Source organism: Rhodococcus tukisamuensis NBRC 100609 (assembly GCF_001894985.1).
GTDB classification, from domain to species: Bacteria; Actinomycetota; Actinomycetes; order Mycobacteriales; family Mycobacteriaceae; genus Rhodococcus_G; species Rhodococcus_G tukisamuensis.
This window is the reverse complement of record NZ_BCXG01000005.1, coordinates 130,518-147,252: the sequence shown is the minus strand read 5'-3', so window position 1 is coordinate 147,252 and position 16,735 is coordinate 130,518. Positions and strand designations below refer to the sequence as shown.

Sequence of the window (16,735 nt, the reverse complement as noted above, 5' to 3'; positions counted from 1 at the left end):
GTAGATGAGCGAGAACTGGTTCGGGCTGGAATTCGATCTGCGCCTGGGCAATCCGGGGCACGGCGGGTTATGCGTGGCCCGTCACGAGGGACGGGTGGTGTTCGTCCGGCACGGGCTGCCGGGCGAACTGGTCCGGGCCCGGGTCACCGAGGACCGCGGCGGCTCGTTCTGCCGGGCCGACGCCGTCGAGGTGCTCGAGGCTTCCGCGGACCGGGTGGCGCCGCTGTGCCCGATCTCCGGGCCGGGCGGCGCGGGCTGCTGCGACTACTCGCACGCGACGCCGGCCGCCGGTCGGTCGATGAAGGCCGCGGTGGTGGCCGAGCAGCTACGCCGGTTGGCGGGCCTGGAGTGGGACGTCGAGGTCGAGGAGCTGCCCGGCACGGGCGACGGTACCGGCTGGCGCACCCGGGTCCGGCTGGCCGTCGACGGGCAGGGGGCGGCCGGTTTCCACGGGTACCGCAGCAGCGCGGTTGTCACCGAACTGGCGTGCCCGCAGGCGGTGGCGGGGGCGTTCGCAGGGCTCGCGGAGCAGAGCTGGCGCCCCGGCGGCGAGCTGCAGGTCACCGTCGACGCGGACGGCACGCGGCACGTGGTGGAGATCGAGCCGGCCCGGATCTCGCAGACCGGCAGGCGCAGTCCCGGCCGCCGCGGCGCCATGGCCCGGCGGGCGGCCTCGGCGCGGCCCCGCCGCGAGCGGGTGGCCTTCGGCACCGGCCGCGCGGTGGAGCGGGTGGGGGAGAGGACCTGGGAGCTGTCCGCGACCGGGTTCTGGCAGGCGCACCGCGGCGCAGCCGCCGCCTACTCGGACGCGGTGGGGCAGTGGTCGGGTCTGACCCCCGGGGACACCGCCTGGGACCTCTACGGCGGGGTCGGTGTGTTCGCCGCGGAACTGGCGAGCCGGGTCGGCGAGCGAGGCCTGGTGATGTCGGTGGAGTCCGGCCGCGGCGCGGTCGAGGACGGCAGGCGCGCGCTCGGCGACCTGGGCCAGGTGCAGTTGCGGGCGGATCGGGTCGAAACCGTGGTCGGCGAGTTGCCCGGTCCGGTCCGGACGGTGGTGCTGGATCCGCCGCGGGCTGGTGCGGGCCGCGAGGTGGTCGAGGCGGTCGCCGCGGCGGGCGCGGAGCGGGTGGTGCACATCGGCTGCGACCCGGCGGCGTTCGGCCGCGACGTGGGGTTGTACCTGGCGCAGGGCTACCGGCTCGAGCAGGTGCGGGCGTTCGATGCCTTCCCGCTCACCCATCATGTGGAGTGCCTGGCGCTGTTGACGAGGTAGGGCACCGGTGTGCGGGCACGGTGCCGGCCGGCCCGGGAGGCACCGGCCGGCACCGTCTCCTCAGAGGGACGCTGTGGTCAGCCGCTGAACGGGGGCACGAACATGCACGGCACCTCGCGTGGGTGCGCCGGGTCCAGGGCGTTGAGCGTCATGTAGGCCGCGCGCCTGGATCCCGCGATCGCCGCGTGCTCGGAGTAGTCCTGCGAGCACGTGTCCTGCACCACGATGTTTGTCACGTTGTAGCCGGGCGGGCCCGGGACCTGGCCCTGTTCGAGCCGGATGGCCTCGTCGTAGCGGGTGGAGATGTTGGTGTAGTTCACGCCCTCGACGTAGGGGGTGCCGCCGGCGTTGACCTTCTTGACCACCTCGGATTCGGCCGTCATCTCGCCACACGCCTGGCACACGGGTATCGAGGACTCCGGCACGCCCAGTCGCTTCGCGAGCGCGGGGAGTCCGTCCGCACCGAGCGTGGTGAGGCCGCGCCACGGGGGAGCGATGGAGACGTAGTTGGTGATGGTCCCCTCACCGCCCAGTTGCTTGAGGTAGTAGGTCGGGATGATCGTGCCCTGCGAGTGGCCGACGACATCCACCGTCTGTGCACCGGTCGACGAGCGGATCCGGTCGACGAAGGTCTTGAACTGGGCGGCGCTCTCACCGATCGGACCCATCCCGCCGATCGCCGAGATCGGCCACGGCGCACCCGGAATGGCGCCGTAGGTCAGGGCGAACACGCAGTAGCCGGCGTTCTTGAGCATCGGGACGTATGCGCCCCAGTTGGTCTGCTGCGAACCCCCGGTGCCGTGCACCAGTACCACCGGCCGTGGATGCTCCGCCGACGGCTTGCACGAGAAGTCGTTCGATCCGGGCAGCGACCCGCCGGGGTTGGTCAGCTCGTCCGGGATGCCCGCGAAGAAGTTGTAGTTCTCGGGCAGCGGCTGGGCCTGAGCGCCACCTGCCCCGAACGGCAACACCAACGCGACCAGGGACAGCGCAAGGACGACAGCACGTGACGTACGTAACACAGAGCCTCCGAATGTTGTACGGGTCATCGAACCTAGCAACTGCTCGGTCCGTTGCCTAGTGCGGGGATTGCCGGTGTCCGACCGGCGACACCACCGGTTCTCCGCCCGTCCCGAGCGCGGTGGGGCCGTGTCTGGTCCGTCACAGCCAATTGTGTGGGTAATGCAACCAATATATAGTTGCTTACTGCAAGCATCATTAATGACTCTTTACCTTGAGGATTGAAATGTCGGTACACCCCGCCACCGCGGAGAACCTCGTCGAGGAGGTGTTCCTTTTCGGCAGGGTGCTGCGCAACGTCCTGCTCGCGGACGACGAGACCGGACTGCCCCCGGCGTTGCTGGGGGTCCTGCACTCGTTGGCCACCGGGGGACCGCGCCGGCAGGGCGACCTTGCCGCCGGCCTGTGCGTGAGCCAGTCGTCGCTGAGCAGGCAGATCGCCGACCTCTTCGACGCCGGCTTCGTCGAGCGCCGTCCCGATCCCGACGACGGCCGGGCCTGCCTGGTGCAGGCGTCGGAGTCGGGCCTGCGACTGCTCGAGGACAACCGGGCGGACCGCGCACGGCGGCTGACCGCACTGCTCGACTCGTGGAGCGAGGACGAGGCGGACACCGCGCTCGCGTCGCTGCGTCGGCTCAAGGACACCTTCGTCAACCCGACGGCACGGCAGACCGTGGCCGCCACCGAAACCGATTTCCGGGGGGACACACGCCCATGACAGGCACAGACAACACCGCGGCGCGGTCGGCGTCGCCGGGCGCCGCGCCGCTGATGACTCACCGTCAGATCCTCGAGGTCCTCGCCGGCCTGCTCGCCGCGCTGTTCACCGCGTTGATCAGTTCGACCATCGTCTCGACGGCCCTGCCGACGATCATCGGCGACCTCAACGGCAGCCAGACCCAGTACGCCTGGGTCATCACCACCTCGCTGCTGGCGACCGCCGCCTCGACTCCGATCTGGGGCAAGCTCGCCGACCTGTACAACAAGAAGTTGCTGGTCCAGAGCGCGATCGTGATCTTCGTGGTCGGTTCCGTGATCGCGGGCCTGTCCCACAACGTGCCGGTCCTGCTCGGCGCCCGGGTGATCCAGGGCATCGGCATGGGCGGCCTGACCGCGCTCGTCGTCGCGATCATCGGCACCATCATCCCGCCGCGTGAGCGTGGCCGGTACTCCGGCTACATGGGCGCCGTCATGGCCGTCGCCATGGCCGGCGGACCGGTCGCGGGCGGCGTCATCGCCGACGGCCTCGGCTGGCGCTGGTGCTTCTTCGTGTGCGTCCCGCTCGCCGTGATCGCGCTGTTCCTGCTTCACAAGACCCTGCACATCGAGACGGTGCGCAAGGACGACGTGTCCATCGACTGGCTCGGCGCCACCCTGCTCACCGCCGGCGTCTCCGTGCTGCTGGTGTGGGTCTCCTTCGCCGGCAAGGCCGCCTACTACGACTGGATCTCCACCGAGTCGGCCCTGATGGTCGGCGCCGGCGTGGTGCTGCTCGTGCTGACGGTCCTCGTCGAGAGCCGCGCGAAGTCGCCGATCATCCCGCTGAAGATCGTCATGGAGCGCACCACCGCGCTGGCCATCATCTCCTCGGTCGCCGTCGGCGTCGGGCTCTTCGGCGCCACCACGTTCCTCGGTCAGTACTTCCAGACCGCCCGCGGGTACTCACCCACCGAGGCCGGCCTGCTCACCATCCCGATGGTCCTCGGCATGCTCCTGGGCACCGTCGGCTCCGGCCAGCTGATCACCAAGTTCGGCAAGTGGAAGAGCTTCGTCGTGGCCGGCGCGGTGCTGCAGCTCGTCGGCTTCCTGATGCTGGGCACCGTCGACCACGAGACGCACATGTGGGTGATCGGGGCGATGATCGCGGTGCTGGGTCTGGGTACCGGCATGCTGATGCAGAACGTCGTGCTCGCGGTGCAGAACACCGTCAGCGTGCAGGACATCGGCGCGGCCAGCAGTGTGGTGGCGTTCTTCCGGACCTTCGGCGGCGCGATCGGCGTCTCGGTTCTCGGATCGGTCCTGGCCACCCGCGTCTCCGAACTGACCGCGACGGGCCTCGCGACGCTCGGCATCGACACCCACGGTCAGGGCGGCGGCAACCTGAACCTGGCGGTGCTCCCCGAGCCGGTGCAGGAGGTCGTCCGGATGTCCTACGGCGACGCCACCGGGCTGATCTTCCTGGTCTCGGCGGCGGTCTCGGTGATCACCGTGGTCGCGGTGGTCTTCCTGCCGAACAAGCCGCTGCGCACCACCATCGACCTCGGGCCGTCCGAGCTGGACGAGGAGTACGCGAAGGTCTAGATCTCCTCAGATCTGACGGAAGGCCCCGACGCAGGTGCGTCGGGGCCTTCCGCGTGTCGGAGAGGTCTGCGGCGTCAGGCCAGCGCCCAGCACACCCGAACCGAGGCGGCGACCGTGCTCTCGCCGCGCTCGACGGGCATCGAGGCGTCGGAGGCGGGGGCGGCCATCGCCCGCAGCATCGGCCGCGGCCCCGGCGCGTCGGGTGTCTCGGTCACCTCGAGCACCGCGCCGAGGGCGCGCCCGGACAGCCGCGCGTACTGCTCGGCCTTCGCGCGTGCGTCCGCGTAGGCGGCCTCGCGGGCCCGGGCGAGCAGGTCGGACTGGTCGGCGAGGCCCAGGTCGAGCCCGCCGAGCCGGACGTCGTCCCCGCCTGCGGCGACGCAGTCCGCGATCACCCGCCCCGGATCCGACAGGTCCCGGAGCGTGACCGACAGGGTGCTGCTCGCGAGGTAGCCGACCACCTTCTGGCCATGGTTCTCCTGCCAGACGGTGTCGGCCTGCACCCCGAGGCCGGTGGTCGACAGGTCCGCGTCCGCGACGCCCGCGTCCCGCAGCGCCGCCGAAACCGCGCGGGCCGCGACCCCGGCCCGCGCGAAGGCGCCCGCCACGTCCGGCCGCCGCACCTCCACCGTCACGGTCACCCGCATCAGGTCCGGCGTGGCCGACGCGGATCCCTGACCGAGCACGGTCACCGACGGCGTCACCACGGTCACGACTTCCGGTTGTACAGCCGCATGGTGAGCGGTCCGAAGATCAGCATGAAGCCGGCGCACCAGCCGAACACCATCGCGAGCTCGCCGATCTCGACGCTGCCCGCCATCAGGCCCCGGATGGCGGACACCAGGTGAGTGATCGGGTTGGCGTTGACGAAGGCCTGCAGCCAGCCCGGCATGGTCGCCGGGTCCACGAAGATGTTGCTGGCGAAGGTCAGCGGGAACAGGATCATCATCGACACGCCGATCACGGACTGCTCGCTGCGCATCACCATCGCGATCATCGTCCAGATCCAGGACATGCTGAACGAGAACAGCAGCAGCAGGAGCACGGCTGCGAGCACCCCGACCACGCCGCCCGCGGGCCGGAAGCCGAGGACCAGGCCGAGCAGCAGCACGATCGTCGACGCGATCGTGTACCGGACGACGTCCCCGAAGAGCGCGCCGACCAGTGGGGCCGGACGCCAGATCGGCAGCGACCGGAACCGGTCGAAGACGCCCGCCGAGATGTCCTTGTTCAGGGTCAGTCCGGTGTACATGGTGATCATCACGACCGTCTGCACCAGGATCCCGGGCAGCAGGAACTGCAGGTAGTCGGCGGTGGAACCGGCCAGGGCGCCGCCGAACAGGTAGGTGAACATCAGCGTGAACATGATCGGGAACATGGTCACGTCGAACAGTTGCTCGGGCACGTGCTTGATCTTGAGCAGCGCCCGCCAGCCGAAGGACAGCGATGCCGACAACGCGCTGGGCCGGGCCGGTCGTGGACCGGTCAGCTGCAGGACGTCGCCCACCGCGGCCGCCGTGGGGCTCGCCACCGTCGTCGAGGTCATGATGCGGTCTCCTTCAGTGCGGTGGGGTCGTTCTCGGATGCGGAGCCGGACTCGGACTCCGCGGGGTGGCCGGTCAGTGCCAGGAACACCTCGTCCAGGCTGGGCTGGCCGAGGGCGAACGTCGCGACCGCGATCCCGGCGTCGTCCAGCGCGGGCAGGGCCAGCGACACCCGCTTCGGGTCGCTGATCCGGGCGGTCAGCGCCGCCGGGTCGGACTCCGAGGTCACGTCGACCCCGAGCACGTCGGTCAGCAGCACCGCCGCGGCCGCCCGCTGGGACGGGTCCATGACCCGGACGTGCAACGCCCCGGATCCCACCGAGGCCTTGAGCTCGCCGGTGGTGCCCTCGGCGATCACCTTGCCGTGGTCGATCACCGCGATGCGGTCGGCGAGCTGGTCGGCCTCGTCGAGGTACTGGGTGGTCAGCAGGACGGTCGTGCCGCCGGCGACGAGCGCCCGGACGATCTCCCAGACCTGGTTGCGGCTGCGCGGGTCGAGCCCGGTGGTCGGTTCGTCGAGGAATATCAGCTCGGGTGTGACGATGATGCTGGCGGCGATGTCGAGGCGCCGGCGCATACCGCCGGAGAAGGTCTTGACCTGGCGCGAGCCGGCCTCGCTCAGGTCGAACGCGGTGAGCAGTTGTTCGGAACGCGCCCGGGCCGCGGCCCGGGAGAAGCCGAACAGCCGGGCCAGCAGGAGCAGGTTCTCGGTGCCGGTCAGGTCCTCGTCGAGGGAGGCGAACTGGCCGGTGAGCGAGACCTTGCTGCGGACGGCGTCGGCCTCGCGGGCCACGTCGTGCCCGAGGACCCGGGCGGTGCCGCCGTCGATCTCCAGCAGGGTGGCGAGCATCCGGATGGTGGTGGTCTTGCCGGCCCCGTTGGGTCCGAGGACGCCGTACACGCCCCCGGTGGGTACCGCGAGGTCCACCCCGGCGACCGCGATGTTCGTCCCGAACCGCTTCACCAGGCCCTCGGTGTGGATGGCCAGTTCTCTCTGCGAGTGCATGGCGTTCACCTTGTCCGATCGGAGGAATGAACGGAAATGAATATTAGAGATTGTTCACATCGCGGGACCGCGCAGCGCGACGGACCGGACGGCGGCGTCGAGCTGCGCGTACGCGCCCGCCGCGAGACGCTCGAGCAGTGCCGACTTGAGTTGCGGCGCTTGCGCGGTCAGCGCCGCGAACGCCTCCGGTGTCAGCAGGGCCAGCGTCACCGCGGTGTCGGCCCGCATGTCGCCCAGGGCGGTGCCGCCGATCAGGGTCGTCATCTCGCCGAACGTCATGCCAGGCGAGAGCGAGGTGATCCGGTGGGTGCGGCCGTCTCCGCCGGGCAGCAGGTGGCTGACCTGGCCGGAGAGGATCAGGAAGATGCCGGCCGCCGGGTCGCCGCGATGCACGATCGTCTCGCCCCGGGCGACGGTGCGGCGCTCGAGGTCGCCGCTCACCCGGGCGAACTGGTCGTCGGTCAGCGCGGTCAGCAGCGGGTGCTCGGCCAGCGTGATGGACGCCGGGATCCGCTCGCCGGTGCAGTGCCGGTCGAGCAGGACGCCCTCGCACCACTCCAGCGCGACGTCGAGGTCCACGAACACCCGCCCCGCCGCGGCGCCGGACCCGAGCCGCGAGGCGGTGCGCCCGAGCCGCCCGTCCGGGTCGACGACCGCGGCCTGGCACCCGCGTTCGGCGAGTTCCGCGTGCTGGGTGTCGAGCATCCGGCGGGCCACCGCGCTCACGTCGTCGACCCGGCGCAGGTCCACCACCAGTGCCTCGAGGTCGGTGCCGCGCTCGGCGATCGCGCGGACCGCGGTCTCCGCGCCCGAGAACAGCAGGTCGCCGTGCAGTTCGTAGATCCGGGCCCTGTTCCCGTAGGTGGCCAGCGTGGACAGCTCGGCCCCGCTGCGCCGCTGCCGCGAGGGCACCTCGGAGACGGAGTAGCTGGTCCGGATGGCGGACCGGCCGGCCCGGGTGACGTGCATGAAGTGCAGTTCGAGGGTGCGCGAGAGCTCCCGGCAGGCCTGGACACCGCGGACACTGTTGCCGTGCGAGTCGAGCCGGGGGGAGTGCACCGCGATCCCGATCTGACCGGGCAGCACCGCCAGTACGCCGCCGCCGACCCCGCTCTTCGCGGGCAGGCCGACCTGCGTGATCCAGTCCCCGGCGGCGTCGTACATGCCGCAGGACGTCATGACGCTGAGCACCCGCTCCACCAGGTCCGGGGCCAGGGCCCGCTCCCGGGTCAGCGGATTGACGCCGTTGTTCGCGAGCGTGGCCGCCATCAGGGCGAGGTCGCGGCAGGTGACGTTGATCGAGCACTGCCGGAAGTAGAGGTCCACGGCCTCGTCCGGGTCGCCGGAGACGATGTCGAAGGACCGCAGCATGTGCCCGATCGCCCGGTTGCGATGCCCGGTCCGGGACTCGGAGGCGTACACGTCCTGGTTGAGTTCGAGGTCCCGGCCCGCGTAGAGGGAGTAGCAGCGCCGTAACCGTTCGAATCGCTCCGCCGGGTCCGCGCCCTGGATCAGCGACGCGGAGGTGATGGCGCCCGCGTTGATCATCGGGTTGCGGGGACGCTCGGTCACCGGGTCCAGGCTGATCTCGTTGAACGGCTCGCCTGACGGCTCGACGTCGATCTTCCGGGCGACGGCGTCGACGCCGTGGTCGGCGAGCGCGAGACCGTAGGTGAGGGGCTTGGAGATCGACTGGATGGTGAACTCGGTGTCCGCGTTGCCCGCTCGGTAGACGTAGCCGTCGCTGGTGGCCACGCACAGCGAGAACTCGTCCGGTTCGACCGCGGCGAGTTCGGGGATGTAGTCGGCGAGTTCACCCGCCCGGTTCTCCCGGCACAGCGTGTACACCTCGTGGATGATCCGGTCGACGACGTTGCCCGGCGAGGTGTCCTCGATGCGTCCCATGGCGATCAGCCTAGGGGTTTCGACCTGTGAACTGACTCACGATTGCGGGCATAATGGGCTGGCAGCGTTGCTGTCCGGCGTGGCTGTCGGCACGCCTGGCGGTGGTGTGGGTATGAGGCTCCGTAGACTGGGCCGGTCCACCGACACGCGGTCGGCGGTGTTCCTCGGAGGGAGCGATCTCGTTGGGTGTCCTATCGCGAGTCCAGACGCCCGGCGATCTACGGGGGCTGAGCCTCGCCGAGATGCGTGAGCTAGCCGCTGAGGCGCGGGACTTCCTGGTCCACAAGGTCTCCGCCACGGGCGGTCATCTCGGTCCGAACCTCGGTGTCGTCGAGCTGACCCTCGCCGTGCACCGGATCTTCGACTCGCCGCGGGACGCGATCCTCTTCGACACCGGACACCAGGCTTACGTGCACAAGATGGTCACCGGCCGGATGGACCAGTTCGACACCCTGCGCAAGAAGGGCGGCCTGTCGGGCTACCCGTGTCGCGCCGAGAGCGAGCACGACTGGGTGGAGTCCTCGCACGCGTCGGCGGCGCTGTCGTACGCGGACGGCCTGGCGAAGGCGTTCGAGCTGACCGGTCAGGACCGGCATGTCGTCGCGATCGTCGGCGACGGCGCGCTCACCGGCGGCATGTGCTGGGAGGCGCTCAACAACATCGCCGCCGGCAAGGACCGGTCGGTGGTCATCGTCGTCAACGACAACGGTCGCTCCTACGCCCCGACCATCGGCGGCCTCGCCGACCATCTCGCGGCGCTGCGGCTGCAGCCCGGCTACGAGAAGGTCCTCGACAACAGCCGTCGGATGGTCAAGAAGATGCCGTGGGTCGGCCGGGCGGCCTACCAGCTGCTGCACGGCATGAAGGCCGGCATCAAGGACATGGTGAGCCCGCAGGTGATGTTCACCGACCTGGGCGTCAAGTACCTCGGTCCGGTGGACGGCCACGACCAGGCGGCGCTCGAGTCGGCGCTGCGGCGGGCCAAGGACTTCGGCGGTCCGGTGATCGTGCACGCCGTGACCCGCAAGGGCATGGGCTACGCGCCCGCCGAGAACCACAAGGCCGACCAGATGCACGCGACCGGCGTGATCGACCCGCGCACCGGGCGTGCGACCACGGTGTCCGCGCCGGACTGGACGTCGGTGTTCTCCAGCGAGCTGATCGCGCGGGCCGAGCAGCGCGAGGACATCGTCGCGATCACCGCGGCCATGCCCGGTCCCACCGGCCTCGCCGCGTTCGGGGAGCGGTTCCCGGACCGGATGTTCGACGTCGGCATCGCCGAGCAGCACGCGATGACGTCCGCGGCGGGCCTGGCGCTGGGCGGCCTGCACCCGGTGGTCGCCGTCTACTCGACCTTCCTCAACCGTGCCTTCGACCAGGTGCTGATGGACGTCGCGCTGCTCGACCAGCCGGTGACCCTGGTCCTGGACCGGGCCGGCGTCACCGGCCCGGACGGTGCCAGCCACAACGGTATGTGGGACTTCTCGCTGCTGGGGATCGTGCCCGGGATGCGCGTCGCCGCACCGCGGGACGCGGCCACCCTGCGCGAGGAGCTCGGTGAGGCGCTCGCCGTCGACGACGGGCCCACCGCGCTGCGCTTCCCGAAGGGCGCTGTCGCCGAAGACATCCCGGCCGTGGAGCGGCTCGTCGACGGCGTCGACGTGCTGGCCCGGCCGGAGGGCGAGGGCGGTGACGTGCTGATCGTGGCGGTCGGTCCGTTCGCCACGGTGGCGCTCGAGACCGCGACGCGGCTCGGGCAGCAGGGCATCACCGCGACCGTCGTGGACCCGCGCTGGGTGCTGCCCGTGCCGGCGTCCGTGATCGAGTTGGGAGCGAAGTTCCGGCTGGTCGTCACGCTCGAGGACAGCGGCGTGCAGGGCGGGATCGGCGCGTCGGTGTCGGCGGCGTTGCGGGCGGCCGGCGTGGACACCCCGGCCCGCGATGCCGGCATCCCGCAGCGCTTCCTCGACCATGCCTCCCGCGACCAGATCCTGGCCGAGGTCGGGCTGACCGCTCAGGACCTGGCCCGTCAGATCACCGGCTGGGTGGCGGGGATGCACACCGACGAGCAGCAGGCGGAGTCTGGGCTGGGTACCGGCACGCCTGGCATCGGCTAGGGCCGGTCGCTCGGCAAGCTGTGGATCGGACCCGAAAACCCGCGTCCGATCTGGCCTACCGCGTCTCGAATCCCGGGATTCGACTTATGCTGAACGCTTGTCCAGGTATTTGCCGGTCGGCGATGACAGTTCAACTGGGAGCAGTCGATGCGCGAGGGTTTGTCACGTAGGACGTTCATTGCCGGAGCCGGGGTCGGCGCTGCCGCGGTCGGACTAGGCGGCCGGGCGGCCGCAGGCGAGCGGATCCACCGACGCGAGCGCACGCTGCCGGACGTCGATTCGATCACCGTGACCGACCCCGCGCTGCTCAGTGCAGTCGAGGCGGCCAGCCTGCTGCAGGCACGTAAGCTGCATCCGCGGGAGTTGCTGGAGGCGTGCCTCACCCGCAGCGCCGGACACGACGGCGACATCGGGTCTTGGGTGCGCATCTACCCCGAGGTCGCGCGCGAACAGGCCGAGCGCGCCGGGACCAGGCTCTCCGCGGACGGGGTGCGTCGTGACGGCGCCGCACCGCTGGTGTGCGGTCTGCCCATCGCGCTCAAGGACCTGTTCGCGGTCAAGGGCCTGCCGCTGACCGCGTCGAGTCGCGTCCTGGAGGGCAACATCGCCGCGGGTGACTCGACCGTGTGGCGTCGTCTCGGTGAGTCGGGCATGGTGCTTTTGGGTCACGCGCACACCCACGAGTTTGCCCTCGGCGCCGGCACTCCGCAGACTGGGAATCCCTGGGACACGGCGGCGTCGGTCGGCGGGTCCTCGGGTGGTAGCGCAGCGGCGCTCGCGGCGAGATTCACTCCGCTGGCCGTAGGAACCGACACCGGTGGCTCCATCCGGTTCCCTGCATCCGTCTGCGGTGTCACCTCGATCAAGCCGACGTTCGGTCGATGCAGCACCTACGGGGTGATCCCGTTGGCATGGAACCGTGACCACGTCGGCGCAATGGGGCGCAGCGTTGCCGACGCCGCACTGTTGCTCTCCCACATGGCGGGCCCGGACGCCAACGACGTCGTCACCAAGTTGGGGCCGGACGTCGGTGCCGACGGCTACCCACTCGTCGCCCGCGGCGGCCGGAAGCCCTTGGCGGGAAAGCGATTCGGCCTTCCCGCTACCGTGAGCGACGATCTGCCGGAGGCAACCGCCGCCCTGTTCGACGACTTCCTGGGGCTGGTGCGCGAACTCGGCGGCGAGATCGTCGATGTCACGATGCCCCCGCTGCCGAAGGGGCTGCTGCTCGGAGACCAGTTCGAGGCAGGGGCCTACCACCAGCAGTTCACGGACCGGGTCGGGTCCTACGACGCGGTGAACGCGGCGCAGGTCACCGCTGCCGTCGCGTCCCTCTCCGGGCCGGTCGCCGACCAGTTGAAGCTCAACCGCGAGCGTGCCACCTATCAGCGTGCCTACAACCGCCTGTTCGCCGAGGCGCGACTGGACGCGGTGCTGGTACCAGGCACCATCCACGACGGGATGCGGCGGGGCGGCGGCCCAGGACAGTACGTCAACGGCGCGGCGCAGTGGGCGAACCTCAGCGGCGCACCCGTCGTCTGTACGCCGGCCGGTCGGTCCGCGGCCACCGGCATCCCCTTCGGGGTCCAGGTGGGCGGGCGCCCGTGGGACGAGGCAGGACTGGTCTCTCTTGCGCTCGAACTGCAGGAGGCACGGCCGTACTGGCGTGACGCGCCGGATCTCCCGGCGTCGCCGCGGGCGATCCCCGAAGCCGTTCGCACGACACCGGGTCCGGGTCCGGACCCGACCAACACCGACGCCGCGCCGCCGGCCCTGCGGTTCACGGCGTCGACCGCGACCGACCCCGTGTGAGTCGGTCCGGCGTCAGCCCGCCTGTTCGAGGGTGCGACCGCGGGTCTCGGTGACGAACCGGGACACCACGAACAGCGACACGACCGCCATCACGGCGTAGCCGCCGTAGGTGAGCGAGAGGTTCCAGTCGGCCAGTGCCGGGAAGGTCGACGAGACCAGGAAGTTCGCCACCCAGTTGGCGGCGGTGGCGATGCCGACCGCCGCCGCGCGCACCCGGTTGGGGAACATCTCGCTGATCAGCACCCACACCACCGGGCCCCACGAGAACGCGAAGAAGAAGACGAACGCATTGGCCGCGATCAGTGCGACGGTCGCGTTGGTGCCCTCGAGGGTCGCGACGGACTCGCCGATGTCGTTGGTGGTCACCACCGCCGAGTGGAAGCAGACGGCGGCGGTCCCGAGCGAGAGTGCCATGCCGACGGAACCGATGAGCAGCAGCGGTTTACGGCCGATCCGGTCGATCACCGCGATCGCGACGAAGGTGCCGACGATGTTGACCATCGCGCTGACCACGCTGATGAACAGCGACCGGTCCTCGCCGAACCCGACGGCCTGCCACAGCGTGCTCGAGTAGTAGAAGATCACGTTGATGCCGACGAACTGCTGCAGCGCGGCGAGGGCCATGCCGATCCAGACCAGCGGTGCGACACCGAGCTTGCGGGAGAACAGTTCTCGCACCGTGGTCTTGGTCCGGTGCTCGCTGAGCGAGTTCCGGATCTCGTCCATCCGGTGGGTCACCGCGTCGTGGTCGCCGCCCTCGAGCTCGGAGATGATGGCACGGGCGTCGTCGTCGTGGCCCCGTGCGACCAGGTACCGGGGCGACTCCGGGATGGTGAACGTCATGATCAGGTAGAGCGCGGCCGGCACCGCCTCGAGCGCCAGCATCCACTGCCAGGCCTCGACGCCCGCGAGCATGCCCCGAGCGCCGCCGGCCGTCGACGAGAGGGCGTAGTTGACCAGCTGGGAGATGGCGATGCCCAGCACGATGGCGAGCTGGTACATCGACCCGAGCCGGCCGCGGATGGCGGCGGGGGAGATCTCCGCGATGTAGGCGGGGGCGATCACCGACGCGAAGCCGACCGCGACGCCGCCGAGGACCCGCCAGGCGGTGAGGTCGTAGACGGTGAACGGGAACGCGGACCCGATCGCCCCGACGATGAACATGACCGAGGCGAGCTGCATCACCCGGATGCGGCCGAGCCGATCCGCCAGGGTGCCCGCGATCCAGGCGCCGAGCGCGGCGCCGAGCAGGGTCAGCGACACGGTCAGACCCGTGCCGCCCGCGCCGATGTCGTACTTGTCCCGGATGGCACCCACCGCGCCGTTGATGACCGCGGTGTCGTAGCCGAAGAGGAAGCCGCCGAGGGCGGCGGCGGCGGAGAACATCACCGCGTGCGCGACGTCGGCCTTCGCCGCGCTCGATCCCGGTCCACCGAAGACTGTGTCGCTGGGTGACATCATCGGCCCCTTGGGCCCCGCGGTCGACGCCCCATTGCGTCGTACAACACCCGGGGACTGGATCGAACGCTACTGCGCGCTCGGTCCCGGTGCCCACATTTCAGCGCCCACTCCTCGGGGGCGCCGCGACGCTCAGCCGGCCCGGCGGGCGGCCTCGGCGAGCTGCGGGACGATCTTGTCCAGGACCCACGGGACGCTCAGGACGCTCACGCTGCTCAGGCCGGAGATGACCTGTTCGTCACTCAGCACCACCGCCGAGCCGCGGCCGAAGGCCGAGAGCTGGGCGAATGCGGGATCGGAAGCGGGACCGGCGTTTCCGCTGACGAACCCGACGACCACGTCCGCATCGATGTCGCGGAGGTTCTCGAGTGAGATCGACTTGAAGAAGTTGCCTGCCGGGTTGTCCTCGGCCAGCGCCTCGACTCCCGGCGCATCGACGAAGCCCAGTTCGGTCAGCACCTGCACGCGGGGATCGGTGGGCAGGTAGACGTTGGCCTCGCCCGAGGCGGTGTCGAGGTTGACCACGGCGAGGGTCTTGCCCGCGAACTCGGGGTGCGCGGCGGCGGTGTCCGACAGGGTCCGGCCGAGCCCGTCGACCAGGCCGCGGGCCTCCTCCGGCTTGCCGACCGCCTGGCCGACGAGGGTGGTCTGGTCCTGCCAGGTGGTCTGCCAGGCGTCGCCCGGATATGCGACGGTCGGTGCGAGTGCACTGAGCTTGTCGTAGTAGGCCTCGTCGAAGCCCTCGTACGGGGCGAGGATCGCGTCGGGCGCGAGGGCGGCGATCGCCTCGATCGACGGTTCGCCTGCCGCCGGGTCCTCGTACAGCGTGGTCTCGGTGGGGTCGAAGTACTTCTCCGTCCACGGCATGATGCCGGCCGGGGTGGCGCCGTAGCTGTACCTCGGCTGGCCGACGGGCGAGAGCCCGAGCGCGTAGAGCACGTCCTGCGCGTTCCAGCCCATGGTGACGAGCCGCTGCGGGGAGCTGTCGACGGTGGTGGTGCCGAAGGTGTGGTCGATGCTCACGGGGAAGGAGCCGTCGGCGCCGGAGGTCGCACCGTCGGAGCTGCCGGTGTCGGCTGAGCAGCCGACCAGTGTGGTGATGGCGAGGGCGGCGATACCGAGACGGAGAGGGAGCTTCACGAAGGGAAGCCTAACCTATGTCTGCGGGTGGCGGAAAACAGAACCGCGCCCCGGGCGCAGGGCCTGGGGCGCGGATCCGTGGCGAACGCCGCTCGACGTGTCAGCCGATGTTGGCGGACAGGTCGGGAATCATGCGGTTGACCTGGTCCTCCCAGTTCTTCCAGTTGTGCACGCCCGTGGCGGGGTAGTCGTAGTGGGCGTTGCCCCCTCCGATGGTGGCCATCCGGACCTCGAAGGCGCGGGTGTTGGCCAGCGCCAGGGCCTCCAACGGCATGCCCTGCACGATCTCCATCGCATTGGAGATGTCACCCGGACCGGGGACGGCGCTCCCGGAGGAGATCCACAGCCGGGTCTTGTTGGCCTTGAGCATCGGCGCGAACACGAACGGGTCCATCCGCAGCCACTGCTTCCCCCACGGCGGCGCCATCGCGTCGATGTTGAAGCCACCGGCGGAGACCATCGCGACGCGCAGGGCCTCACGCATGCCGGGCGCGGAGTTGTTGAGGAAGCCGGAGTACGAGCCGGCGAAGCTGAACTGCCGCGGGTAGTACGCGGCCAGGGTCAGCGCGGCGCTGCCGCCCATCGACAGGCCGAACACGCCGTTGCGGGTCGAGCTGAACCCTTCCCGTGCGGCCAGCGCGCTCGGCAGCTGGCGGGTCAGGAAGGTCTCCCAGCGGTAGGTGTTGACCTTGCCGTCGACATCGCCCGCGGCATCTGAGCTGCCGAGCGCCGACGATCCGCCGGAGCTGCCGGTGGACGACCCGAGGTCGCCCGGACCCCAGGTGCTGGGCGCGTTCCAGTCCGCGTAGAAGCTGGACTCGCCGCCGACCGGCATCACGACGTTGATGTTCGCCGCGGTCAACGCCCGCGCCACGTTGGTGTCGATCTCCCAGCCGTTGAGGTCGTTGCGGGCGCGCATGCCGTCGAGCGCGTACACCACCCTGTCCCTGTTGCCGTCCGCCGCGCGGAAGATGCGCGACTTGATCGGTCCCATGTCGGAGTCGGCCCAGAAGTCGAACCCGAAATTCGGGTCGTAAGCGGCCGACGCGGTGCCCACGGGACCTGCTACCGACGCCCCGAGCGGCAGCAGGATCGCCATTGACACCAGCATCGACCGCTTGAGCAACGCGGTGGCTCTCCCGGCTCTCAGACGTCTGAC

13 protein-coding genes are annotated in these 16,735 nt (G+C 70.4%); 5 read left to right on the top strand and 8 right to left on the bottom strand.

Features of this window, described 5'->3' with window-relative positions; genetic code table 11:
- Window positions 1-4: 4 nt before the first annotated feature.
- Window positions 5-1,273, top strand: a complete 1,269-nt coding sequence (locus RT2_RS07610) for a class I SAM-dependent RNA methyltransferase (protein WP_072843973.1) — start codon at window positions 5-7, stop codon at window positions 1,271-1,273.
- Between the two features lie 77 nt (window positions 1,274-1,350).
- On the opposite strand, the gene RT2_RS07605 is transcribed toward RT2_RS07610, so the two are convergent.
- Window positions 1,351-2,322 (bottom strand): esterase/lipase family protein, encoded by a 972-nt coding sequence (locus tag RT2_RS07605; RefSeq protein ID WP_072843971.1) that lies wholly within the window; start codon window positions 2,320-2,322, stop codon window positions 1,351-1,353.
- Between the two features lie 197 nt (window positions 2,323-2,519).
- Between RT2_RS07605 and RT2_RS07600 the strand changes: the two genes are divergently transcribed.
- Window positions 2,520-3,011 carry a MarR family winged helix-turn-helix transcriptional regulator gene (locus tag RT2_RS07600; RefSeq protein ID WP_072843969.1) on the top strand — a complete coding sequence of 164 codons (492 nt, stop codon included), beginning with the start codon at window positions 2,520-2,522 and terminating at the stop codon, window positions 3,009-3,011.
- Window positions 3,012-3,064: 53 nt separating this feature from the next.
- A complete protein-coding gene (locus RT2_RS07595) occupies window positions 3,065-4,594 on the top strand; it encodes an MDR family MFS transporter (protein WP_092775914.1) in 1,530 nt (509 codons plus the stop codon).
- A gap of 74 nt (window positions 4,595-4,668) precedes the next feature.
- Here RT2_RS07595 and RT2_RS07590 read toward each other — a convergent pair whose 3' ends face one another.
- Genes RT2_RS07590 through glsA form a run of 4 tightly spaced genes read right to left on the bottom strand, consistent with a single transcriptional unit; the run spans window position 4,669 to window position 9,049 of the window.
- Window positions 4,669-5,307 (bottom strand): SIMPL domain-containing protein, encoded by a 639-nt coding sequence (locus RT2_RS07590; protein ID WP_072843965.1) that lies wholly within the window; start codon window positions 5,305-5,307, stop codon window positions 4,669-4,671.
- Complete coding sequence (locus tag RT2_RS07585; protein WP_072843963.1) at window positions 5,304-6,140, bottom strand: ABC transporter permease; 837 nt, start codon at window positions 6,138-6,140, stop codon at window positions 5,304-5,306. Before RT2_RS07585 ends, RT2_RS07590 begins: the two co-directional genes overlap by 4 nt.
- Window positions 6,137-7,144, bottom strand: coding sequence for an ATP-binding cassette domain-containing protein (locus RT2_RS07580; protein ID WP_072843961.1), 1,008 nt, complete (start codon window positions 7,142-7,144; stop codon window positions 6,137-6,139). Before RT2_RS07580 ends, RT2_RS07585 begins: the two co-directional genes overlap by 4 nt.
- Window positions 7,145-7,198: 54 nt before the next feature.
- Window positions 7,199-9,049, bottom strand: coding sequence for a glutaminase A (glsA, locus tag RT2_RS07575; RefSeq protein ID WP_072843960.1), 1,851 nt, complete (start codon window positions 9,047-9,049; stop codon window positions 7,199-7,201).
- A gap of 182 nt (window positions 9,050-9,231) precedes the next feature.
- Here glsA and dxs point away from each other — a divergent pair, with 182 nt between their 5' ends.
- Window positions 9,232-11,166 carry a 1-deoxy-D-xylulose-5-phosphate synthase gene (gene dxs / locus RT2_RS07570; protein WP_072843959.1) on the top strand — a complete coding sequence of 645 codons (1,935 nt, stop codon included), beginning with the start codon at window positions 9,232-9,234 and terminating at the stop codon, window positions 11,164-11,166.
- A 147-nt stretch (window positions 11,167-11,313) separates the two neighbouring features.
- Window positions 11,314-12,978, top strand: a complete 1,665-nt coding sequence (locus RT2_RS07565) for an amidase (RefSeq protein WP_072843957.1) — start codon at window positions 11,314-11,316, stop codon at window positions 12,976-12,978.
- A 12-nt stretch (window positions 12,979-12,990) separates the two neighbouring features.
- On the opposite strand, the gene RT2_RS07560 is transcribed toward RT2_RS07565, so the two are convergent.
- From RT2_RS07560 to RT2_RS07550, 3 genes are all read right to left on the bottom strand, one after another.
- A complete protein-coding gene (locus RT2_RS07560; RefSeq protein ID WP_072844237.1) occupies window positions 12,991-14,436 on the bottom strand; it encodes a sugar porter family MFS transporter in 1,446 nt (481 codons plus the stop codon).
- A 132-nt stretch (window positions 14,437-14,568) separates the two neighbouring features.
- Window positions 14,569-15,576: an iron-siderophore ABC transporter substrate-binding protein gene (locus RT2_RS07555; RefSeq protein WP_072843955.1), complete on the bottom strand. Its 1,008-nt coding sequence runs from the start codon at window positions 15,574-15,576 to the stop codon at window positions 14,569-14,571.
- A 100-nt stretch (window positions 15,577-15,676) separates the two neighbouring features.
- Complete coding sequence (locus tag RT2_RS07550) at window positions 15,677-16,675, bottom strand: alpha/beta hydrolase (RefSeq protein ID WP_245709166.1); 999 nt, start codon at window positions 16,673-16,675, stop codon at window positions 15,677-15,679.
- Between the last annotated feature and the right edge of the window lie 60 nt (window positions 16,676-16,735).